Consider the following 22,061-nt stretch of genomic DNA (forward strand, 5'->3'; position numbering starts at 1 on the left):
ATTCAACGGTTGGCGGACGACGGGCTGAGCATCTCGATCAACTGGATATCGAAATCGCGCTCCAGGTAGTCCATGCGCTGTTCATGGAAGCGCTGCATATGTGGCAAGGCCGAGTGCACGTCCAGATGGGCCTTGGACTGCCAGATCTCATAGAAGACGAACAGGGTCGGGTCCTGCCGGTCTCGCAGCATGTGATATTCGATGCAGCCGGGTTCGGCCCGGCTGGGTTCTACATAGCTGCGAAACAGCGCTTCGAATGCCTCGGCTTTTTCCGGACGGGTCTTGGCCTGCAAAATGAAACCGTATTGCTCGCTCATGGGAATCTCCAGTTCGTTGGAGGTTCAAATTTTATGGCAAGAATAAGTGGTTGATTCGTGCGTTTTGGTCAAATGTATTTTGCCCCGGAGCCGGTTTTTCCCAACCTGCCTGCCACCTAAGATGCCGCCATCCAAATTCAATCAGTCCCAAGGCTCGGCCAGACCGACCCGGACTGAACAGCAGATGAGGCATCCCATGAAAAAAGTACTGTTGCTCAACGGTGGTAAACAATTCGCCCACTCCGACGGTCGCTATAACGCGACCTTGCACGAAGCCGGACTGGCGTTCCTGGACCGTGCCGGCTTCGACGTCAAGGAAACCTTTATCGATGGTGGTTACGACATCGCCGAAGAAGTGCAGAAGTTTCTCTGGGCCGATGTGATCATCTATCAGATGCCCGGCTGGTGGATGGGCGCGCCCTGGACCGTGAAGAAGTACATCGATGAAGTCTTTACCCAAGGCCACGGCAGCCTTTATGCCAACGATGGCCGGACCCGTTCCGACGCCTCGCAGAAATACGGCAGTGGCGGCCTGATTCACGGCAAGCAGTACATGATCTCGGCCACCTGGAACGCGCCGCAGCAAGCGTTCGACGACCCGACCGACTTCTTCGAGGGCAAGGGTGTGGACGCAGTGTACTTCCCGTTCCACAAGGCCAATCAGTTCCTCGGCATGACCGGCTTGCCGACCTTCCTCAGCGTCAACGTGATGAAAGAGCCGGCGATCGAAGCCGACGTGGCCCGCTATGAGCAGCACCTGGCCAAGGTCTTCGACGTTGCGGTTTGAGCCCGGGTGTTTCAAATCCCTCCCGGACAGCTACTATCAAACGCTGTCCTGACCAGAAGGGGGTGTAGTGAAAGCCAGATCCGATGAGTTGCAGGTGTTCGTCTCGGTGATCGAGTGCGGCTCGATTTCCGCGGCGGCCGAGCAGATTGGCCAGACCCCGTCGGCCATCAGCCGTACGCTTTCGCGACTCGAAAGCAAACTCGACACCACCCTGATCAACCGCACCACGCGCCGCATGGACCTGACCGAGGAGGGGCGTTTCTTCTTCGAGCGGGCCAAGCAGATCCTGGCGCAGATGGATGAGCTGGAGGAGCACCTGTCGTTGCGGCACCAGACGCCCTCCGGACGCCTGCGCATCAATGCGGCCTCGCCGTTCATGTTGCATGCCATCGTGCCGTGGATCGGTGAGTTTCGGCAGCTGTATCCGGAAATCCAGCTGGAGCTCAACACCAATGATTTGATCATCGACCTGCTCGAGCAGAGTACCGATATCGCGATCCGCATCGGCGACCTCGCCGACTCCACCCTGCACGCGCGTTCGCTGGGCTGCAGCCCGTTGAACATCCTGGCCAGCCCCGAATACCTGGCCCGGCACGGCACGCCAACCGACGTCGATTCGCTGGCCGGGCATGTGCTGCTGGGCTTTACCCAGACCGAAACCCTCAACCACTGGCCCTTGCGTCATAGCGAAGGCGATCGCTTGCTGATCCAGCCGGGGCTGTCGGCGTCCAGCGGCGAAACCTTGCGCGAACTGGCATTGGCCGGCGAGGGGATTGTCTGCCTGTCGCACTTCATGACCCATGAAGACATTCGCAGCGGACGTCTGCAGGTGATCCTGACAGAGGCCAACAATGGTTATCGGCAGCCGATCCATGCGGTGTATTACCGCAATTCGCAGCTGGCGTTGCGGATTCAGTGTTTTCTGGATTTTATTCAGAAGAAGTTGGCGATTTATTCAGTTTGATAATTTGGTGAATGTCATGGCCTCATCGCTGGCAAGCCAGCTCCCACAGAGGTCAAGGTGAATCCTGTGGGAGCTGGCTTGCCAGCGATAGGGCCGCAAGGCCTTCAAGGCTTCCGTTTGAGCCCCGAATACTTCACTGCCGTCACTACGAGGTATGTTCTTCGCATTGAACGCCATCAACCACCGCATCGACCAGCGCCTTGGCGGTTTCGATCGCATGCAGCGTCAACCAGAGCAGGCCGCTCTCGGCAGTAGCTGCTTTTTCACAGGCTTGAACAGTACTCGCACAGGCGCCCTTGAGTAGCAGCGAAGCATGTACCAGGGCATCTTCGGCAGGAATGCCCGCGCGGACGGCGAACAGCGGCTCATGCCCCGCGTCGCAGATGCCGAAGGGGGTGGTGACGGTTTTCTGAAGGGTGGTGAGCGGTGGATCGGGGACGATTTTGATCATGGTGAAGCTCCTTGATTGGTGGAGCTGCAACCGCTCGCGGTCAAACGAGTTAGGGTGGCAGCTGTACGCGGGTTGACCGACCGGGAATCAAGGAACCCGGCATACCCGAAGGTATCCCACGCACAGCCGCCATGACACGATATTTCAGACATGAAAAAGCGCCTGAAATAGGTCTGGGGCGCTTATGCGCCTTGATTCAGTCGGACGGTCAAATCCGGTCGCTGAATTGGCAGCGACCGGCGTACCTTAGCGCCGAGAATTGGGGTTTGCAAGCCTGCCGCTGTAAGCCCTTACTCGTTCCCACGCTCCGCGTGGGAATGCATCCGGCGACGCTCTGCGTTGCACTCGGGCACACCGACGCTGGAGCGTCTTGCACTGCATTCCCACGCTGAGCGTGGGAACGAGGTCTTGGGGTTGCATCCTCCTTTCAGACTAGGCGACCCCAACGATTCCCCCTCCGCCCCCTGACGCCACACTCGTTGCTGAAATGGGTGTTGCGCCCTGCGCACCCGCCATATAGCAAAGGCGCCGCGATGGAATTTGCATTCAGCGACGAGCAGGAAATGATTCGCGCATCGGCAGAAGGTTTTCTCGCCAATGTGTCCGACTGTGCCGCGGTTCGGGCGGCAATGGTCACCGAGCAAGGTTATGACAGCGAACTCTGGCAGCGCCTGTGCAGCGAGATGTACTGGCCCGCCATCCATATCCCCGAAGCGTTCGGTGGGCTTGGTCTGGGCTTTGTGGAGCTGACGATCCTGCTGGAGCAGATGGGCCGGCGGCTGCTCTGTTCGCCGTTCTTCGCCACGGCCTGCATGGCCACGCCAGCCTTGCTGCTGGCTGGCAACGAGGCGCAGAAAAACGCCTGGCTGCCAGGCATCGCCGACGGCAGCGTCACCGCGACACTGGCCTTCACCGGTGGCAACGGCTGGAGTGCCGAAGACGTCCATGCCACAGCGATCGCCGAAGGTGAAGGCTACGTGCTCAATGGTACGTTCAGCCATGTGATCGACGGACACAGTGCTGATCTGTTGATCATCGCTGCGCGTACGCCAGGCTCCACGGGCGAGGCGGGCATCAGCCTGTTCGCCGTGGATGCCACCCACGCGGCGATCGAACGTCAGTGGTTGCCGACCATGGACCAGACGCGGCGCCTGGCGCGTATACAACTCGATGGGTTGTACCTGGGTGCTGACGCCCTGCTGGGCGAGTTCGGCGCGGGCTGGCCGGACCTGGAGCGTGTTCTGCAGCTGGCCTGCATCGGTCTTGCGGCCGAGCAGACCGGTGGTGCCCAGCAAGTGCTCGACCTGAGCGTGGCCTACATGCAGGAGCGCCAGCAGTTCGGTCGGCCGATCGCCAGCTTCCAGGCGCTCAAGCACCGTGCCGCCGACATGATGCTGCAGGTCGAGTGTGCCCGCTCGGCCAGTTACTACGCCGCTTGCGTCGCCCAGGAAGTACTCGACCCACAAGGCGACGGCCAGGTCGCCGCCGAGTTGCCGCTGGCCTCGGCACTGGCCAAGGCCCAGTGCTCGGAAACCTATTTTCACTGTGCAGCCGAGTCGATCCAGCTCCATGGCGGCGTCGGCTTTACCTGGGAATACGACCCGCATCTCTATTTCAAACGCGCCCGCGCCAGCGAAAGCTTTCTCGGCGCACCGGCCTGGCACCGTGAGCGGATCGCCAGTGTGATTCTCGGGGAGCAGCCATGAAGATCAGTTTCAGCGAGCAGGATGAGCGCTTCCGCCAGGAGGTGGCCGACTGGCTGGCCGCCAATCTCTGCGGCGAGTTCGAGCAACTGCGCTTTCGTGGCGGCCCGGGCGACGAGCATATGTTCCCCGAAGAGCGTAAAGCCTGGGAGCGCAAGCTGGCCAGCGGCGGCTGGACCTGTGTTGGCTGGGCGCCTGAGCATGGCGGACGCGGTCTGTCGATCAGCCAGCAGGTGATCTTCAACGAAGAGTACGCGCGTGCCGGTGGCCCCGGGCGCATGGGTCATATCGGCGAAGGGCTGGCCGGGCCGACCATCGCCGCCTTCGGCAGCGAAGATCAGAAGCGGCGCTTTCTGCCGGGCATCGTCAGCGGCACGGCGTTCTGGTGCCAGGGTTACTCCGAACCGGGCGCAGGTTCGGACCTGGCCAACGTCAAGACTCGTGCGGCGCTGGATGAGACCGGCAGCAACTGGATCATCAACGGGCAGAAGGTCTGGACCTCGCTGGCCCATGAGTCGGACTGGTGCTTCGTCATCGCCCGCACCGAGCCCGGCAGTGTCGGTCACCGTGGCCTGTCGTTCCTGCTGGTGCCCATGGATCAGGCCGGCATCACCGTGCGACCCATCGAGCAGATGACCGGCACCTCGGAATTCAACGAAGTGTTCTTCGACAACGCCCGCACCGACGCTGCGAACATCGTCGGCTCGCCGGGCGAGGGCTGGAAGATTGCCATGGCCTTGCTCGGATTCGAGCGCGGGGTCTCGACCCTTGGCCAGCAGATGCAGTTTCAGAACGAACTGAGCGAGATCATCGCCATCGCCAAGGCCAACGGTGCCGCCCGCGATCCGATCCTGCGCCAGCGCCTGGCCGAGGCCTGGAGCGGATTGCGGATCATGCGCTACAACTCGCTGCGCATGCTTTCCGGCGCACAGGACGGCGCCCTGCGCAAAGAGGCGACCATCTACAAGTTGTTCTGGTCCACCTGGCACGCCAACCTCGGCAAGCTCGCCATGGACGTGCTTGGCGCCGGAGCGGAACTGCTCGAGGCCGCGCCCTATCAGCTGACCCGCCTGCAATCGCTGTATCTGTTCAGCCGTGCCGACACCCTGTACGGCGGCAGCAACGAGATCCAGCGCAACATCATCGCCGAGCGCGCCCTGGGTATGCCCAAAGAGCCGCGTCTGCGCCCCTGACCTGAGGAGTTTGCCCATGTCCGTTCCCAACTATGTGCCGGGCCGTGGCCTGTTGCGTGACAAGTCGGTGTTGATCACCGCCGCCGCCGGTGCCGGTATCGGTTTTTCCGCCGCCTTGCGCGCCGCCGAAGAAGGCTGTCGGGCGCTGATGATCAGCGATATTCACGAGGGCCGCTTACAAGAGGCCGTGCTGAAAGTTCGTGAAGCAACGGGGTTGCAGCAGGTCTTTGGCCAGGTTTGCAACGTTACCGATGAAGCCCAGGTGCAGCATCTGATTGCCTGTGCCGAACGCGATCTGGGCGGGGTCGATGTGCTGATCAACAACGCAGGTCTGGGCGGATCGCGCCTGCTGGTGGAAATGGGCGACGAAGAGTGGAACCGCGTCCTCGACGTGACCCTCACCGGCACCATGCGCATGACCCGCGCCATGCTGCCCAAAATGATGGAGCGTCGTGCCGGCGTCATCGTCAACAACGCCTCGGTGCTGGGCTGGCGCGCCCAGAAAGAACAATCGCATTACGCCGCAGCCAAGGCCGGGGTCATGGCCTTGACCCGCTGCGCCGCGGTTGAGGCCGCCGAATACGGCATCCGCATCAATGCGGTCAGCCCGAGCATTGCCCTGCACGATTTTCTGCGCCGCTCCGCGCCCCAGGAAGTGCTCGACAAGCTCGCGGCGAACGAAGCCTTCGGCCGTGCCGCCGAGGTGTGGGAAGTGGCCAACGTGATGATGTTCCTGGCCAGCGATTACAGCTCCTACATGACCGGCGAAGTGTTGTCGGTTTCCAGCCAGAGGGCTTGAGCATGGCACGTATTTTCGACACGCCGTTTGCCCTGGCCGGGGCCGTGGGCCAGGACCTTGGCGTCAGCGATTGGCTGAGTATCGAGCAGGAGCGCATCGATCTGTTCGCCGAAGCCAGTGGCGATCACCAGTGGATTCACGTGGACCCGGTCAAGGCCGCCAGCGGCCCCTTCGGCGCCTGCATCGCCCATGGCTACCTGAGCCTGGCCCTGGTGAATCTGTTTCTGCCGCAGATCGTCGAGGTGCGTGGCATTGCCATGGGCGTCAATTACGGTTGCGAGCGGGTGCGCTTTCCCAATGTCGTGACGGTCGGTTCGCGCGTTCGCGGCAGCGCTCAGTTGGTTGCAGTCGAGGAGGTCAAGGGCGGGGTCCAGGCGACCACCCGCGTCACCATCGAGATTGAAGGCCAGGAGCGTCCCGGCTGCGTGGTCGACACCATCAGCCGCTACTACCCCGCCTGATCCATCCGCCTAGCCATTCGAGGAATCCAGCATGAAAGAAGCCGTCATCGTTTCCACCGCCCGCACACCGATCGGCAAAGCCTTTCGCGGTGCCTTCAACGACACTGAAGCCCCCACGCTGGGCGGTCATGTGGTGCGCGAAGCGGTACGCCGCGCAGGCATCGATCCGGCTGAGGTGGACGATGTGATCATCGGTGCCGCCGCGCAGCAGGGCACTCAGTCCTACAACCTCGGACGGCTGTGCGCCATCGCCGGCGGCTTGCCGACCTCGGTGGCCGGGATGGCAGTGGAGCGTCAGTGCGCCTCGGGCCTGATGAGCATCGCTATGGCGGCCAAGGGCATCATCTGCGACGAAATCGACATCGCCGTCGCCGGTGGCCTGGAGTCGATCTCGCTGGTGCAGAACAAGCACAAGAACCTCTACCGCAATCAGTCCAGCGCGGTGATCGAGCTGGACCCGCGTGCCTATATCCCGATGATCGAGACGGCGGAAATCGTCGCCCAGCGCTATGGCATTTCCCGTCAGGAACAGGACGAGTACAGCTACCAGAGCCAGATGCGCACCGCCCTGGCCCAGAACGCCGGGTTGTTCGATCGCGAGATGGCCCCGCTGACCACGCGCAAGTCGATTTTCGACAAGGCCAGCGGCGAGACCCGCTATGAAAACGTCACCCTGCTGCGCGATGAATGCAATCGCGCCGACACCACCCGGGAAAGCCTGAGCGCCCTGGAGCCGGTCTGGCAGGGTGGCCAATGGAGCGAGCAAGGACGTTTCATCACCGCCGGCAACGCTTCGCAGTTGTCCGACGGTGCATCGGCGTCGGTGCTGATGAGCGCCAAGCTGGCCGAGCAGCGCGGGCTGGAGCCGCTGGGCATCTATCGTGGTCTGGCTGTGGCCGGCTGCAACTCCGACGAGATGGGCATCGGCCCGGTTTATGCGATCCCGAAACTGCTGAAGCGCCACGGCCTGACCGTGGACCACATCGGCCTCTGGGAGTTGAACGAAGCCTTCGCCAGCCAGGTGCTGTACTGCCGCGACAACCTGGGCATTCCCGATGAGCGCCTGAACGTCAACGGCGGCGCCATTGCCATCGGCCACCCGTTCGGCATGTCCGGCGCGCGGATGGTGGGTCATGCCTTGATCGAGGGCAAGCGTCGCGGTCTGCGTTATGTGGTGGTGAGCATGTGCATCGGTGGCGGCATGGGTGCTGCTGCCTTGTTCGAAGTGGTCTAGGAGAAGGCAATGCTCAGCCCACAAGAAGTTCAAGCGGCCATGACGCGCTATGTCGAGCTGGTCGATGCCGGTGACATCGACGCCATTGTCGCGCTGTATGCCGAGGATGCCGTGGTCGAAGACCCGGTGGGTAAACCTGCATTTCACGGCATCGCCGAGATCGCCCGTTTCTACCGTGAAGGCCTGGGTGTCAGCAATGCCTCGGCGGTGCTCACGGGCCCCGTGCGGGCCACCCATAACAGTTGTGGGGCAGTACCGTTTCGCGTGGACCTGGAATGGGGCGGGCAAGCCTGCTCGATCCATGTGATCGATGTAATGGAGTTCGATGCGGCAGGAAAGATCCGCTCGATGAAAGCCTACTGGAGCGAGGTCAACGTGACCGCGCAGGAGTCAGCATGAATCTGGAACAACGTATTGCTCGCCTGGAAGCGCTGGAAGACATTCGCCAGCTCAAGCACCGCTACCTCAACGCCTGCGACCTCAAGGACGTGCAGGCCATTGCCGACTGCTTCGCCGAGGGCGAAGTGCTGATCGACTATGGCCCGCTGGGGATTTTCCGTGAACGCGACAGCTTCGTTGCGCTGTACCGCGAGCTGGCCTGCCATGCGCGGGTGATCGACCTGCACCACGGTGCCAACCCGGAGATCGAACTGCTGAACGAGGAGGAGGCCCAGGGCCGTTGGGCGCTGTGGTACTTCAATCTCGACGGTGAAAGCGGGGCGACCCGGCAGTTGGGCGGTTTCTATCAGGATCGCTACCGGCGCATCGCCGGCAGCTGGAAGATCGTCGCGACCGCCTTCAAGGCTCACTCTGAAGTAGCGCGGCCCTGAAGGTTGGCATCAACAAAGGCGGGGTTCTGGGTCGCCCCGCTTTCGTAGTAGGCCTTGAGGTTCTCGGCGATCTGTCGCACCACCTTGGCGAACGCCTTGCGCAATAACCACTCCACCAGACGACCACCACGCAGGCAGTAATGCATGCTGGTGGTCATGCGTGTGGCTTCGCCCTCGGCCTGCAAGGCATAGTGGAAGCTGGCCTGACGGAAAGGGAAGGGCGCACCGCCATTGCCCTTGTGCAGGACCAGCACGAAGCCTTCGCCTTCCTGCCACTGCACCACGCTTTCATCAAGCCACTGGCCGCCCTTGCGAAACACCCGGCGGCTGGCGCCGAGCCCTTCGTGATTGCCAGGGTGGAACTGGCAACCGGTCAGGCCGGGCACGTAATGTGGAGCGAGGCTAAGGTCACGCAGCCTGACCCAGGCTGCGGTCGGGGTGAGGTCGAGCAGGACGCTGTGGCTGGCGATGGCTGGCATTGAAAACGTTCCATTCTTTACGGGTTAAGAGCTCAGTGGGATTTGGCAGCATCGAGAAACGCCGGGCGTTCGCCGCCGCCATGCACGGCCAGATCAGCGCCGCTGACATAACGTGCCAGTGGCGAAGCCAGGTACAGGCAGGTATCACCGATATCTTCAGGGGCCGCCATGCGTTGCAACGGAATGGTCGCGGCCACCCGGGCGATCTCGGTTTCATCGCCATAATGCATGGCGGCCTGCTCGGTGAGAATCAGCCCGGCAATGACCGCATTGACGCGCACCCTGGGTGCCCACTCTACCGCCAGCGAACGGGTCAGGTTCAACAAACCGGCCTTGGCTGCGCCATAGGCCGCCGTCCCCGGGGAAGGGCGGACCGCGCTGACGCTACAGATATTGATGATCGCACCGCCTTCGGCTTGCCCCTGCATCACCCGGTTGGCCATCTGGCTGAGGTTCAGTGGCGCCAGCAGATTGAGGCGGATGATCGACTCGGAAAAGCGTGGCGAAGCGGTTGCAGCGTCGGCATACGGAGCGCCACCGGCATTGTTGACCAGTACATCGAGGCGCCCGAAGCGCTCGACCAGGGCATCGATCAACTGCTGAGCCTGCTCCACATCGCGCAGGTCGCAGGGCAGGAAGCACGCCTCGCGGCCGGCATGAGCCGGCAATGTATCGGGTGCCTGGCGACCACAAATCACCACCTCGGCCCCACACTCGAGAAAGCGCTGGCTGATGCCGCGACCGACACCCTTGCCGCCGCCGGTGACCAGTACCACTTTACCGCGAAAGTCCATCGGATCGTGCATGGCTGCCTCGTTCTATCAATCGGGAATGTGGCCGATGCTAGGGTGGGGTGGGGCCTGCGCCAACGTCCAAAAAGACTATGGCTGCGTAGTCCTGTCGGACGATGTTGCATTCAGGCCCCCTCGGAATAATCCCGGTACAACAACAGGCCGGGAGGACACCTCATGGGCGCATCAGCGCAAGGGCACTTCGTAACGTTGCCCGATGGATTGCAGCTGCATTACCAGGACATCGGCGCGGGCGAGCCGGTGGTCTTCATTCATGGCAGTGGCCCGGGTGCCAGCGGCCACAGCAACTTCAAGCAGAATTATCCGGTGCTCGCCGAAGCCGGCTACCGCGTCATCGTCCCGGACCTGCCAGGCTATGGTGCGTCGGACAAGCCGGAAACCCTCTACACCCTGGACTTCTTCGTCGGCGCCTTGAGCGGTTTGCTCGATGCCCTGGATATCCAGCGCTGCGTGCTGGTGGGCAACTCGCTGGGCGGCGCCATCGCCATCAAGCTGGCGCTGGAGCAGCCTGGGCGGGTCAGCCGACTGGTGCTGATGGCCCCCGGCGGCCTGATGGAAAAAGAGCAGTATTACCTGCAGATGGAAGGCATCCAGAAGATGGGCGCCGCCTTTGCCAATGGCGAGTTGAACGATGCCGCGGGGATGCGCCGCCTGCTCAGCCTGCAATTGTTCGATGCGTCGCTGATCAGCGATGAGACCGTCGCTGAGCGGGTCGCCGTGGTCCAGCAGCAGCCGACCTGCGTGCTGTCGACCATGCAGGTGCCGAACATGGCGTCGCGTCTGGCCGAGTTGCAATGCCCCATTCTGGGTTTCTGGGGCATGAACGACAAGTTCTGCCCGGCTTCCGGGGCGCAGACGATGCTGGCTGCCTGCAGCCGGATCCGCTTCATCATGCTCAGCGAATGTGGCCATTGGGTCATGGTCGAGCACCGTGAATTGTTCAACCGCGAATGCCTGGCGTTCCTTGAGGAGGCCCGCCCATGAGCGAGCAATTGCGCCGCCAGTATGGCGAAGAGCTTTATCAGGCACTGCTGAGCGGTAAGACGCTGGCGCCGCTGACCGAGCGCTGGGAGCAGATCAGCATCGAAGATGCCTACCACATATCGCTCTACAGCATCGAACGCCGCGTGGCCGCGGGTGACAGCATCGTCGGCAAGAAAATCGGGGTGACCTCGACGGCGGTACAGCGGATGCTCAATGTGCATCAGCCGGACTTTGGTTTTATCACCAAGGAGATGTCTTTCGCCGATGGCGCACAGATTTCCCTGTCCGCCAACAAGCTGATCCAGCCGCGCGCCGAAGGCGAAATCGCCTTCAAGCTCAAGCACGACCTGGTCGGCCCCGGTGTCACCGAAGCCGACGTGCTGGCGGCCACCGAGTACGTGATGCCGTGCTTCGAAATCGTCGACTCGCGGATTCACGACTGGCGCATCCGTATTCAGGACACCGTGGCCGATAACGCCTCCTGCGGCGTGTTCGTACTGGGCGATACCCAGGTCGACCCACGCGAGCTGGACCTGCCCAACCTGCACATGAAGGTGTTCAAGAACGGTGAGCAGATCAGCGAAGGCCTGGGCTCTGCGGTGCAAGGCAACCCGCTGACTGCCGTGGCCTGGCTGGCCAACACCCTGGGAGCCTTCGGCATTCCCTTCAAGGCCGGTGAAATCATCCTTTCCGGTTCACTGGTGCCGCTGGAGCCAGCGCGTGCCGGCGACAGCTTTTCCCTGACCATCGACGGCCTGGGCAGTGCCCGGGTGTCCTTCTGCGCCTGACTTGCGGGGTAGTAATTTCAATGAGCAAGAAACTGAGAGCGGCCATTATCGGCCCGGGCAATATCGGCACCGACCTGCTGATGAAAATGTGTCGATCGGAGTGGATCGAGCCGGTCTGGATGGTCGGCGTCGACCCTGAATCCGAAGGCCTCAAGCGCGCTCGGGAAATGGGGATCAAAACCACTGCCGGTGGTGTCGACGGGCTGCTGCCCCATGTGCTCGACGATGATATCCGCATTGCCTTCGATGCCACCTCGGCTTACGTACATGCCGAAAACAGCCGCAAGCTCAATGAGCTGGGCGTGATCATGATCGACCTCACCCCGGCGGCCATCGGCCCGTTCTGTGTGCCGCCGGTGAACCTCAAGGAGCACGCGGCTTCCCTGGCGCTGAACGTCAACATGGTGACGTGTGGCGGCCAGGCGACCATTCCCATGGTCGCGGCCGTGTCGCGGGTCCAGCCAGTGGCGTACGGTGAGATCGTCGCTACTGTGTCTTCCGGTTCCGTGGGCCCGGGCACTCGCCAGAACATCGATGAATTCACCCGCACAACCGCTGGCGCCGTCGAGAAGATCGGTGGTGCACGGCGCGGCAAGGCAATCATCGTCATCAACCCGGCCGAGCCGCCGCTGATGATGCGCGACACCATTCACTGCCTGACCGATGAAGAGCCGAACCAGGACGCCATCCGTACCTCGGTGCTGGAGATGGTCAAGGAAGTGCAGCGCTACGTACCTGGCTACAAATTGATCAACGGGCCGGTCTTCGATGGCCGCAAGGTGTCGATCTTTATCGAGGTCGAAGGCCTCGGCGACTTCCTGCCCAAATCCGCCGGTAACCTCGACATCATGACCGCCGCCGGTCTGCGTACTGCCGAGATGTTCGCCGAAGAAGCCCACAAGGGCGCCCTGCAACTGCCCGCCCGTTGAGTGGAGAACTGCCATGAATTTGCAAGGTAAGAGCGTCCGTCTGCATGACATGAGCCTGCGCGACGGCATGCACGCCAAACAGCATCAGATCAGTCTGGAGCAGATGATCGCGGTGGCCACCGGACTTGATGCCGCAGGTGTGCCACTGATCGAGATCACCCATGGCGACGGCCTCGGTGGTGCTTCGTTGAACTACGGCTTTCCGGCCCACAGCGACGAGGAATATTTCTCGGCGGTGATCCCGAAGCTCAAGCAGGCCAAGGTATCCGCGCTGCTGCTGCCAGGCATCGGCACCCTCGACCATCTGAAAATGGCCCATGAACACGGTGTTTCGACCATTCGTGTCGCCACTCACTGCACTGAAGCCGATGTCTCCGGCCAGCACATCGGCATGTCGGCCAAGATGGGGCTGGATACCGTTGGCTTCCTGATGATGGCGCACATGGTCAGCGCGGAAAAACTGCTCGAGCAGGCCCGTCTGATGGAAAGCTACGGCGCCAACTGCATCTACTGCACCGACTCGGCCGGCTACATGCTGCCCGATGAAGTCAGCGAGAAAATCGGCGTCCTGCGTGCAGGCTTGAATGCCGGCACCGAAGTCGGTTTCCACGGCCACCACAACATGGGCATGGCGATTGCCAACTCGCTGGCAGCCATCGAGGCAGGGGCTGCTCGGATCGACGGTTCGGTCGCCGGGCTGGGCGCCGGCGCCGGTAACACGCCGCTGGAAGTGTTCGTTGCGGTGCTCGAACGCATGGGCGTCAACAGCGGCATCGACCTGTACCGGATCATGGATGTCGCCGAGGACCTGGTGGTGCCGATGATGGACCATCCGATCCGCCTCGACCGCGATGCGCTGACCCTGGGCTACGCCGGTGTCTACAGCTCGTTCCTGTTGTTCGCCAAGCGCGCCGAGCAGAAGTACGGCATCGCTGCCCGCGACCTGCTGGTGGAGCTGGGTCGTCGCGGAACCGTGGGTGGGCAGGAAGACATGATCGAAGACCTGGCGCTGACCCTGTCACGCGCACGGGGCTGAAACCTTTTTGCCGTGGGAGCGACCCTGGTCGCGAAAGGTCTGGAGTCGCATCCGACCTTCGCGACCAGGGCCGCTCCCACGGCTTCTTTTTTCTCGTTCCCACGCTCTGCGTGGGAATGCCTTGCCAGACGCTCCGCGTCGACTTGCACAATTCTCAGGGCATCAGGTTGCGTACCACGGGTGGATAACAAGCGATGTTCATGCTGGCGCAACTGCTGAGGCTGGTAATGCGATAGGGTTCATTCTTGATGAGTTGGCACAGGCTGGCAGAACTGCCGGCGCAGAGGAGGACCAGAAAGGCGTAGGAACGGATTCGCATGGCGAGCCTCGGTACTGATTTTATTGTTGTGAAATCACCTTATTGCCCTCGCCAGAAAACGGCCTCGTCCAAACGGACTATGCGCCACAGCGGCCGATCAGCGGCTCATCCACGCCTGGCCAGGGCACCCATGGCCATGAACAGCGCAGCAATCGCCCGGGCCTCATGCAGCTCGCCACGGGCGACCAGGTCGGGGATCTGCGCCAGGGGTACGCGAATGCACTCCAGTGGCTCTGGCTCGTCGCCGTCCAGCTGGCAGGGACTCAGATTTTCGGCCAGGACCACCCTGTAGCGATGACACAGATGCCCGGGCGCCAGGGTCAACTCGCCCAGCTCGCTGAGTCGTCCGGCGCGCAGTCCGACTTCTTCGATCAGCTCGCGTTGCGCCGCCTGCAGATAATCCTCGTCCGGTTCGGCGCCGCCCTTGGGCAGGCCCAGCACGGTTTTCTCCACGCCCACGGCATATTCGCGAACCATCAACACATGCAACGGATCGGGCATCGCCACCAGCATCACCGAGCGGTAGCCGGTGCCGCGCAGGCGCTCATAGACGCGTTGCTGGCCATTGCTGAATTGCAGGTGCAGGGCTTCGATCTGGAAATGGCCGCTTTCGGCCAGCAGTTCGGTCTTGAGGATGGTCGGACAGTTGCGCATGTGCTGCCCCCCGCTGTGGGGAAGGTTTGGAAGTCTCTACTGTGCGCCGAGGTCCGGCGGCCGCCATCGTCCAAGCGGACGATGGCGTCCAAGGCTGACGTGTCTAAACATAAATCCCTGTGGGAGCTGGCTTGCCAGCGATAGCATCACCGCAGTGTTCCAGACAGACCGCGTCGCCTGCATCGCTGGCAAGCCAGCTCCCACAGGAGGTCAGTTCCCACAGAAGGTCAGCATGACCCTTGCCTGCATTATCCAAGCGTCGCCACGCTGCGCAGGATCAACCGCACCAACATGGTCTGGCGAGTCACCCCGGTTTTGGAGAACGTCGAGCGCAGGTGTGCCCGTGAAGTGTTGCGGCTGATGCCCAGCTCCTCGGAGGCTTCGTCCAGGGTCAGGCCGTTGGCCAGCAGCATCGCCAGCTGGGTTTCGGCCGGGGTGAAGTCGAACAGGGCGCGGACGATCTCTTGTGGGGCGCTGGATTGTTGTTCCGGGTCGCTGATGAAGATCACCACCGTCGGGCACTGTTTGCCTTCGCTCCAGGCCGCCAACGGTACCGAGCGGACGATGATGCCCAGGTCCGCGCGCCCCGAAGGCCGTTGCACGCGCAGGGCTTCGACCACCGAGGGGTTGCTGCTTTTTTGCGAGAGCAGCGACTGTTTCACCAGGCGGCGAAACTCCTGGGTATCACGGGCCGTGCCGACCTGCAGGCCATCGTTGACCAGTTTGATCCCGTCTTTTTCCTGGATCAGCCGGTCAGCAACCTGGTTGGTCTGCAGCACTTTGCCGGCTTCGTCGAGGATGATGGTACCCACTGCCATTTGATCCACCGCACCGGCATAAAGGTTGCGTTCGGCTTCGATACGGTTGAGCTGCATGTGGATCTTGATCGAGCGTTCCAGGTGCGGAATGAACTCCGCCAGCAAGGCCTTCTCTTCATCGCCAAAGGCCTTGTCGTCGCGGCCGCGACTGATGCGGATGCGGCACTGGGCGCCGTCGCAGGTGTTGATGTCGGCGCCAAGGACCTGGAACACATCCACAGGCTCCATGAAATTCTTGTAGAACTCGCAGTTTTGCCAATCGTCGTTGGAGACGAATTCGGCCAGGGTAACGACCTGGCGGTTGGGCAGGTCGACGAACGGGTCGAGGGTGAAAAAATGTTTGTTATAGGATGCCGTCGCTTCGGTCGAGGTGCCGGTGGTATTGACCATCAGCCCGTCCACCTGAGCACTCGGCGGGCGCAGGATGAAGGTCACGAACTTGCTTTGCAGGTAAACATTGAGCTGGTTGAGGAAGGTCGCCCAGGGAATGTTCTCCAGCGGCCCCTGATAGAGGTTGCCGACCAATTCACTGAATGTCTTGAGGCTGAGGGACTGCTGCATAGGAGAACCGTTTTTATTGTTGGCGTTGGCAAGGGTCGAGAACAAGCGCCGTCTTCGACCCAGCGCAGCGCCCTGGCACGGGGCCTGACGGGCGCAACAGGTGTGCCCGTCAGACCGCGCAGCCGGTGTCAGACGCGTTCGCGGGCGCGCACGACAAACCGCTTGGTTTCTTCGACATCGACCGGCAGTGCGGCGACGTCGGTGTAGAACTGCTCGTACCAGCGACGCAGTTGATACACCGGGCCGTCGCCATCGCACAGCAGTGGGTTGTCGACCCGGGTCTTGGTGTGCCAGATGGCCACGTCTTCGTAGAAGGCTTCCTGTGCCTGCTCCACGTAAGCCTTGGCCATCGCCTGGTTCTGCTCTTCGCTGAGCCCCGGGATCTTTTTCACCAGTACGCCGTAGCGCAGGGTGAAGCTGTCCAGGTCGATCGGCACATGGCAGTTGAGCAGGATCGAGTGGATTTCCTGGCCATTCATGGCGCCGGTCATTTCAGTGATCTGGTAGGCGGGGCCGAAGTAGGTGGCCACGGTGCTCAGTTCACTGTCGCCGGACAGGCGCGCGCTGGTACCGCGCATGAATTGAGTTGCCGTATGACCCTGAAAGACGTTGCTGAACTCGTCCAGATCGGTGCCATGCACCGTATCGAAGTGCGCCATGTCAGCGATGTTATCGATCAGCTCGCGGCAGTTTGTATCGATTTTCAGCTCGGCGACTTCCCACACAGCCCATTCGTCGTTGAAGCACGCATCGATACGCGGGATGCGCTGCTCGGCGATCGGCGGGTTGCCTTCGGGGTCGTTCCAGATGAACAGCAACTGGTTTTCTTCCATGATCGGCCAGCTTTTGATTTTGGCCCGTGGTGGAATGCGCTTGGCATAGGGAATGTCATCGCAGACGCCATCGGCGCCCCAGCGCCAGGAGTGAAACGGGCAGCGGATCGAGTTGCCTTCGACGCAGCCGGTGCTCAGATCGGCGCCCATGTGTGGGCAATAGCCGTCGAGAATGTTCAGTTGCCCGTCATCGCCCTGGAAGGCCACCAGGCGGGTGCCGAACACGTCCAGGCGATGGGCCTTGCCGTCGCGGTATTGCGCGGCCAGGCCCAGGCAGTGCCAGCCACGGGCATAGCGGTCTTCCAGCAGTTTTGTTTCGATGCGGTGCAGGGTACTCATCTTTTTGTTCTCCGGAGGTATCACGGGTTGGGCTACCTCGGGCTCTGACTCAGGCAAGTCGGCAGGTAGCGCTTGTGCACACAAGGGATTCTGCCGCGCCTGCGCAGGAGGGCATCGTCTGAACGGACGATGGCTGCTTGACGGTGGGCGGCTCTACTGGCGACACCCAATGTTCCCAAAGACTCGATTCAAGGAGGCGCCCATGCCGCTCGACAGTCAGATCGCCGCTGTGCTCCAGCAATTCAGTGCCGCGCCGGAGCCGGACTACAGCACGCTTGATGCCGTGCACTATCGTCAGTTCGCCGACAACATGCTGGCCCCCGTTCCCGGCGAAACCATGGCCGAAGTGCGCGACCTGCGCGTAGGCGGTGCCGAGGGTGAACTAGATGCGCGCCTGTACCGGCCACTGGATCAGCAAGACTTGCCGCTACTGGTGTTCTTCCATGGTGGCGGCTTCGTGATCGGCACCCTCGACACCCATGACGATCTTTGCCGTTCCCTGGCAAAGCAGGTCGGGGCAGTGGTGGTGTCGGTCGCCTACCGGCTGGCACCGGAAGCCAGGTTCCCGGCAGCACCGCTCGATTGCTTTGCTGCGACCTGCTGGCTGGTCGAACACGCCGCTGAGCTGGGTTTTGATGGCCGTCGCCTGGCCGTCGCCGGTGACAGTGCCGGGGGCAATCTGGCGCTGGCCGTGAGCCGCCAGGCGGCGCAACGGCAGGGGCCGAAGATCAGTTACCAGTGCCTTTTCTATCCGGTGACCGATGGCCGCTGCGACAGTGCGTCTTACCAGGCATTCGCCGAGGGTTACCTGCTTTCGCGGGCGATGATGGGCTGGTTCTGGCAGCAGTACCTTGTGGAACCCGGACAAATCGACGATCCCCTGGCCTCTCCGCTGGCTGCCGATTCTGTGACAGGGTTGCCTCCCACGACCCTGATCACCGCTGAGTTCGATCCGTTGCGCGACGAGGGCGAGGCATTTGCCCAGCGCCTGCTGGAGGGCGGCGTGCCGACACGTGTCGAACGTTGCGACGGCATGGTGCATGGTTTTATCAGCATGGCGCCATTCGTTGAGCGCGCAGCTCAGGCACTGGCAGCTGCGGCTGCCGACGTGCGCAGGGCGCTCAATTGAACGGCGCGGCGAGTGTGCAGTTCGACAGCGTGCCACAGCTGATCGAAGCCTTGCGTGCCGGCGAGATGGTGGTCATTACCGATGACGAGAACAATGGTGAAGGCTCATTGCTGATGGCGGCCGAGCAGGTCGATGCGGCGGCAGTGACCTTCATGGCCGTGCAGGCGCGCGGGTTGATCTGCCTGGCCTTGACCGAACAGCGCTGCGGCGTGCTCGGCCTGGACTTGATGGTGCCCAATTCAAGGGCATCCCATGGCATGGGCTTCACCCGGTCGATCGAGGCAGCCACCGGTGTATCCACGGGCATCTCGGCTGCCGATCGGGCTCGCTCGATTCAGGTTGCCGTGGCCCCGGGCAGTGGCCCCACCGATCTGGTCCAGCCAGGTCACATCTTTCCGGTGCAGGCCTTGTCGGGCGGCGTCATGCAGCGCGCCGGGCATGTGGAAGCCGCCTGCGACCTGACCCGCCTGGCCGGCTTGCAGCCGGCAGCAACGCTGGTGAGCATCCTCAACGAAGAGGGTGAACTGGCGCGGGGTGCCGAGTTGCATGCATTCGCCAGAGAGCATGGATTACGCATCGGCAGCATCGTCGACCTGATTCACTACCGCATCTGTCATGAAGGGACCATCCATCGCTCGGGTGTCTATCCCTTGCATACGCGCCACGGTGAATTCCAGGTGATGACTTACCAGGACACCTACCAGGGCCAATTGCACCTGGCGCTGGTCAAGGGACGCATCAGCAGCAGCGAAGCGACGCTGGTGCGGGTACAAAGCATCGAGACGCTGCGTGATGCCCTGGGCTGCGAGACCGAAGGCGGGCCGCAGCAGTGGAACCTGGAGCGTTCGCTGGCCAGCATTGCAGCGGCCGGCTGTGGCGTGGTGGTGTTGCTGGCGCAGAAGGAAACCCCGGAAGGGGTGCTCGAGCAATTGCGTCATCGCAGTGGCGGCAAGCCCCGGCCGCCGCAGTTTCCGCAACGCACGGTTGGCATCGGTGCGCAGATCCTGCGCGATCTGAATGTGCGCAAGATGCGCTTGCTCAGCTCGCCCATACCTTACAAGGCTGTGGCGGGGTTTGATCTGGAAGTGACTGAGTTTGTGCCTTTTCAGGCTTTGACAGAGTGATTGTATGGCGACCGCTTGCGCGGTCGATCGCTGGCAAGCCAGCTCCCACAGGGAAAATGCACCGCCCAACCCTGTGGGAGCTGGCTTGCCCGCGATCGGCCGCAAAGCGGCCGCCTGCAATATGTAATCAGGGCTTGATGCCGTTCAGCATCTCTCGGGCTTGCTCCTGCAATTCGCCAGGCGCCGTCATCCCCCCATCAATCACCGTAATCACCGCATTCCCCTGCCACAACTGATAGGCATCGGCCTGCTGCTGTTCGGCCGTCGGCGTCGGAGGCGCAACCAGATTGGCGCGCACGATGCCATCGCCGCCGCGCACGGATGTGAAATTGACGCGATCCCAGGTGCCGATCGGGGCGTAGCTGACGCCTTTGACTTCTGCTGCAGCCAGGGCCGGGTAGTTGATGTTCAACCCGTTGCTGCCGGGCAAGCCGAGAACGTTCAATTTTCCTTTGGATGCTGCGCCTGCCGCCACGGCCTTCTGGATCACCTGCACGGCAAACTGCGCGGTGTCATCCATGGCGTCGAGGGTCTTGCGGTAGCCGGCCTGCTGATCGCGCATGATCAGCTCCATGTCGATCGCGGTGGAAACGGCCACGGCCGGCACGCCCTTGAACATGGCGCGCACGGCAGCGTTCAGGGTGCCGGACATTTGCGTCAGCGGGCCGACGTTTTCGCCAAAGTTGGTGCCCGACACCACCAGGTCCGGACGGTTATCCTTGAGCAGTACGTCGAGGCCGACGTTGACCGCATCCACCGGTGTGCCAATGGCGGAGGTCTTGCCTGCAGGCGGGGTGTAGCCCTCGGGCGGGCCGACACAGAATTTGTGCGCATCAAGCTCGGTCACGGCCAGGGCCTGCCCCGGGCTGACCACGCTGGCGGCGCTGATGCCGCTGCTGTCGTTCAACGGGCCGACCAGGGTCACCTGGTGGCCGGCCGCCGTCAGCGCCTGGTACATCGCATTGATGCCCGGAGCGCGGCAACCGTCGTCGTTAGTCAGGAGAATGTTCAAGGCATTGGCCTGCAGCGTGAGGCCGGCACTGGCCATGGCAATGACGCCAGTGAGCAGTTTGTTCATGGAGGTCTCCGAAAGGGCGCGCCCCGGCCGAACGAGTCGGCCGGGGCGGCGGGGTTTAGCGGGTACCGAGCTTGCGCAGGTTGCCGGCGGTGAAGTCGTCGTCGACGAAGTTGCTGGCATTGAGCTTGGCAGGTTTCTGATCGACCAGCATGCGGTCGACGAGATAGGAGCCCACGATCAGGTCATGGTAGATGCCCAGGCGGGCATGGAAGCGCTGGATGTCGTAGGCGTAGATCGAGGTCTGCATGTTGGTGCGCCACAGTTGCCCACGGCTGTCGTAGTTGTCTGCCAGGGTGGCTGCCCAGCTGTCCTCGTCCAGGTAGATCACACGCTTGGCATAGATGTGCCGTGCGTTTGGCTTGAGCGTGGCCTGTACCACCCAGACGCGGTGTTTCTCGTAGCGCATGACATCGGGGTTGATGTGGCCAGTGGTCGACAGGACCTTTTCGACGTTTACGTCAGGCTCGTCGATCTTGTAGTTGTTGTACGGAATGTAGATTTCTTTTTTACCGACGATGGACCAGTTGTAGCGATCCGGCGCGCCGTTGAACAGACGGTCTTCGTCATAGACACGGAAACCGCCCGCACCGCTTGGCGAATCGTAGCCCACGGTCGGCGCGCGGCGCACGCGGCGTTGACCCGGGGTGTATTGCCAGGCCTGGCGAGGCTCGGCGGTGGCGTTGATGAACTCGTGGCCGACGACAATCTCACCTTTCTTGCGCACCGGCTCCAGGGTGGTGAGCAAGAAGTGCGAGAGGATCCCGCCCGAAGAGTCCAGGTTCTTTTGCGGGTCGGACCACACCGAGAAAATCTTGTAGTCGACCTTTTCCATTACCCGGTTGTTGTCGGGATAGATCACCGCCTGCTGGTACACGGCCTCTTCGGTGCGGGCACGCCCTTGCATGGTGTGGTTGAGGATCAGTTCGTTGCCGGTTTTCGGGATCGGGAACGGCGAGGCGCCGAAAGCATTGTTGGTATCGTTGCCGTCGTTGGTGGCTTCGGCGGTGACGGCGTTTTTCTTGATGTCCTCTTCAGTGGTCTGATCGACCCGGAAATCGCGATGGCTCGGGTAAACCGGCATCTTGAAGGAGTCCGGGTAGCGCTTGAACAGGGCTTTCTGGCCGTCGGTGAGGTTGGCGGCGTACTGATCCATGTTCTGCGCGGTGATGGTGAACAAGGGTTTTTCCGACGCGTACGGATCCGGGTATGACGTGCCGACACCACCGAACTTGAGTCCCGGTGGCAGGCCGCGCCATTTACCGGTCCAGGCCGGAATGCTGCCATCGGCATTGCCGGCTTTTTCCGCGCCCATCGGGGTCAGGTCCTGGCCCAGGCGTGCGGCTTCTTCGTTGCTGACTTTGGCCTGCAGGGCCAGGCTGCTGCCGAGCAGGGCCACGGCCAGGGTAGTGCGCATCCATGTGTGAGTGATTCTAGACATG

Annotated in this window: 25 protein-coding genes; 15 read left to right on the forward strand and 10 right to left on the reverse strand. The window is 62.2% G+C overall.

Annotated features, from left to right (window positions below; genetic code table 11):
* Positions 1 to 2: 2 nt before the first annotated feature.
* Entirely contained in the window at positions 3 to 317 is a 315-nt protein-coding gene (locus tag F2S13_RS23235) for a putative quinol monooxygenase (protein ID WP_166365243.1), read from the reverse strand.
* Positions 318 to 513: 196 nt separating this feature from the next.
* On the opposite strand from F2S13_RS23235, the gene mdaB reads away from it, so the two are divergent.
* Positions 514 to 1,104: an NADPH:quinone oxidoreductase MdaB gene (mdaB, locus tag F2S13_RS23240; protein ID WP_166365245.1), complete on the forward strand. Its 591-nt coding sequence runs from the start codon at positions 514 to 516 to the stop codon at positions 1,102 to 1,104.
* A gap of 67 nt (positions 1,105 to 1,171) precedes the next feature.
* The gene (locus F2S13_RS23245) at positions 1,172 to 2,068 is read left to right on the forward strand and encodes a LysR substrate-binding domain-containing protein (RefSeq protein ID WP_166365247.1); all 897 of its coding nucleotides are present in this window, start codon (positions 1,172 to 1,174) and stop codon (positions 2,066 to 2,068) included.
* Between the two features lie 145 nt (positions 2,069 to 2,213).
* Here F2S13_RS23245 and F2S13_RS23250 read toward each other — a convergent pair whose 3' ends face one another.
* Complete coding sequence (locus F2S13_RS23250) at positions 2,214 to 2,519, reverse strand: DUF3077 domain-containing protein (protein ID WP_166365249.1); 306 nt, start codon at positions 2,517 to 2,519, stop codon at positions 2,214 to 2,216.
* Between the two features lie 533 nt (positions 2,520 to 3,052).
* Between F2S13_RS23250 and F2S13_RS23255 the strand changes: the two genes are divergently transcribed.
* From F2S13_RS23255 to F2S13_RS23285, 7 genes are read left to right on the forward strand one after another with little or no spacing between them, the layout of a single operon-like run.
* Positions 3,053 to 4,225 carry an acyl-CoA dehydrogenase family protein gene (locus F2S13_RS23255; RefSeq protein WP_166365251.1) on the forward strand — a complete coding sequence of 391 codons (1,173 nt, stop codon included), beginning with the start codon at positions 3,053 to 3,055 and terminating at the stop codon, positions 4,223 to 4,225.
* Positions 4,222 to 5,415, forward strand: a complete 1,194-nt coding sequence (locus F2S13_RS23260; RefSeq protein ID WP_166365253.1) for an acyl-CoA dehydrogenase family protein — start codon at positions 4,222 to 4,224, stop codon at positions 5,413 to 5,415. The genes F2S13_RS23255 and F2S13_RS23260 overlap by 4 nt, the downstream gene beginning before the upstream one ends.
* A gap of 16 nt (positions 5,416 to 5,431) precedes the next feature.
* Positions 5,432 to 6,214, forward strand: coding sequence for an SDR family oxidoreductase (locus F2S13_RS23265; protein WP_166365255.1), 783 nt, complete (start codon positions 5,432 to 5,434; stop codon positions 6,212 to 6,214).
* Between the two features lie 2 nt (positions 6,215 to 6,216).
* Positions 6,217 to 6,675 (forward strand): MaoC family dehydratase, encoded by a 459-nt coding sequence (locus F2S13_RS23270; protein ID WP_166365257.1) that lies wholly within the window; start codon positions 6,217 to 6,219, stop codon positions 6,673 to 6,675.
* Between the two features lie 31 nt (positions 6,676 to 6,706).
* Entirely contained in the window at positions 6,707 to 7,909 is a 1,203-nt protein-coding gene (locus tag F2S13_RS23275) for an acetyl-CoA C-acyltransferase (RefSeq protein ID WP_166365259.1), read from the forward strand.
* 9 nt (positions 7,910 to 7,918) lie between these two features.
* Positions 7,919 to 8,308, forward strand: coding sequence for a steroid Delta-isomerase (locus tag F2S13_RS23280; protein WP_166365261.1), 390 nt, complete (start codon positions 7,919 to 7,921; stop codon positions 8,306 to 8,308).
* On the forward strand, positions 8,305 to 8,739 hold the full coding sequence (locus F2S13_RS23285) for a nuclear transport factor 2 family protein (protein ID WP_166365263.1): 435 nt from the start codon (positions 8,305 to 8,307) through the stop codon (positions 8,737 to 8,739). Before F2S13_RS23280 ends, F2S13_RS23285 begins: the two co-directional genes overlap by 4 nt.
* Here the strand turns inward: F2S13_RS23285 and F2S13_RS23290 are convergent.
* A complete protein-coding gene (locus F2S13_RS23290) occupies positions 8,715 to 9,218 on the reverse strand; it encodes an SRPBCC family protein (protein WP_166365265.1) in 504 nt (167 codons plus the stop codon). The genes F2S13_RS23285 and F2S13_RS23290 overlap by 25 nt on opposite strands.
* 32 nt (positions 9,219 to 9,250) lie before the next feature.
* Positions 9,251 to 10,024, reverse strand: coding sequence for an SDR family oxidoreductase (locus tag F2S13_RS23295; RefSeq protein ID WP_166365267.1), 774 nt, complete (start codon positions 10,022 to 10,024; stop codon positions 9,251 to 9,253).
* Positions 10,025 to 10,186: 162 nt separating this feature from the next.
* Between F2S13_RS23295 and F2S13_RS23300 the strand changes: the two genes are divergently transcribed.
* From F2S13_RS23300 to dmpG, 4 genes are read left to right on the forward strand one after another with little or no spacing between them, the layout of a single operon-like run.
* Positions 10,187 to 11,014, forward strand: a complete 828-nt coding sequence (locus F2S13_RS23300) for an alpha/beta fold hydrolase (protein ID WP_166365269.1) — start codon at positions 10,187 to 10,189, stop codon at positions 11,012 to 11,014.
* Positions 11,011 to 11,802: a fumarylacetoacetate hydrolase family protein gene (locus tag F2S13_RS23305; protein ID WP_166365271.1), complete on the forward strand. Its 792-nt coding sequence runs from the start codon at positions 11,011 to 11,013 to the stop codon at positions 11,800 to 11,802. The genes F2S13_RS23300 and F2S13_RS23305 overlap by 4 nt, the downstream gene beginning before the upstream one ends.
* Before the next feature lie 20 nt (positions 11,803 to 11,822).
* Positions 11,823 to 12,731, forward strand: coding sequence for an acetaldehyde dehydrogenase (acetylating) (locus tag F2S13_RS23310; protein ID WP_166365273.1), 909 nt, complete (start codon positions 11,823 to 11,825; stop codon positions 12,729 to 12,731).
* 13 nt (positions 12,732 to 12,744) lie between these two features.
* Positions 12,745 to 13,767, forward strand: a complete 1,023-nt coding sequence (gene dmpG, locus F2S13_RS23315; protein ID WP_166365275.1) for a 4-hydroxy-2-oxovalerate aldolase — start codon at positions 12,745 to 12,747, stop codon at positions 13,765 to 13,767.
* A gap of 154 nt (positions 13,768 to 13,921) precedes the next feature.
* On the opposite strand, the gene F2S13_RS23320 is transcribed toward dmpG, so the two are convergent.
* The 4 genes from F2S13_RS23320 to F2S13_RS23335 form a co-directional block, all read right to left on the reverse strand.
* The gene (locus tag F2S13_RS23320; protein WP_166365277.1) at positions 13,922 to 14,086 is read right to left on the reverse strand and encodes a hypothetical protein; all 165 of its coding nucleotides are present in this window, start codon (positions 14,084 to 14,086) and stop codon (positions 13,922 to 13,924) included.
* A 105-nt stretch (positions 14,087 to 14,191) separates the two neighbouring features.
* On the reverse strand, positions 14,192 to 14,740 hold the full coding sequence (nudE, locus tag F2S13_RS23325) for an ADP compounds hydrolase NudE (protein ID WP_166365279.1): 549 nt from the start codon (positions 14,738 to 14,740) through the stop codon (positions 14,192 to 14,194).
* Positions 14,741 to 14,988: 248 nt separating this feature from the next.
* A complete protein-coding gene (locus tag F2S13_RS23330) occupies positions 14,989 to 16,119 on the reverse strand; it encodes a helix-turn-helix transcriptional regulator (RefSeq protein ID WP_166365281.1) in 1,131 nt (376 codons plus the stop codon).
* Between the two features lie 128 nt (positions 16,120 to 16,247).
* Positions 16,248 to 17,291, reverse strand: coding sequence for a 3-ketosteroid-9-alpha-monooxygenase, oxygenase component (locus F2S13_RS23335; RefSeq protein ID WP_166365283.1), 1,044 nt, complete (start codon positions 17,289 to 17,291; stop codon positions 16,248 to 16,250).
* Positions 17,292 to 17,493: 202 nt separating this feature from the next.
* On the opposite strand from F2S13_RS23335, the gene F2S13_RS23340 reads away from it, so the two are divergent.
* Together F2S13_RS23340 and F2S13_RS23345 are read left to right on the forward strand one after the other, a co-directional pair.
* Positions 17,494 to 18,420, forward strand: coding sequence for an alpha/beta hydrolase (locus F2S13_RS23340; protein ID WP_166365285.1), 927 nt, complete (start codon positions 17,494 to 17,496; stop codon positions 18,418 to 18,420).
* 14 nt (positions 18,421 to 18,434) lie between these two features.
* Positions 18,435 to 19,544, forward strand: coding sequence for a 3,4-dihydroxy-2-butanone-4-phosphate synthase (locus tag F2S13_RS23345; RefSeq protein WP_166365287.1), 1,110 nt, complete (start codon positions 18,435 to 18,437; stop codon positions 19,542 to 19,544).
* 127 nt (positions 19,545 to 19,671) lie between these two features.
* Here the strand turns inward: F2S13_RS23345 and F2S13_RS23350 are convergent, their stop codons facing one another.
* Together F2S13_RS23350 and F2S13_RS23355 are read right to left on the reverse strand one after the other, a co-directional pair.
* On the reverse strand, positions 19,672 to 20,622 hold the full coding sequence (locus F2S13_RS23350; RefSeq protein ID WP_166365289.1) for a 5'/3'-nucleotidase SurE: 951 nt from the start codon (positions 20,620 to 20,622) through the stop codon (positions 19,672 to 19,674).
* A 55-nt stretch (positions 20,623 to 20,677) separates the two neighbouring features.
* Complete coding sequence (locus F2S13_RS23355; RefSeq protein ID WP_166365291.1) at positions 20,678 to 22,060, reverse strand: DUF1329 domain-containing protein; 1,383 nt, start codon at positions 22,058 to 22,060, stop codon at positions 20,678 to 20,680.
* Position 22,061: the final 1 nt, after the last annotated feature.

The organism is Pseudomonas akapageensis (genome assembly GCF_011355085.1).
GTDB classification, from domain to species: domain Bacteria; phylum Pseudomonadota; class Gammaproteobacteria; order Pseudomonadales; family Pseudomonadaceae; genus Aquipseudomonas; species Aquipseudomonas akapageensis.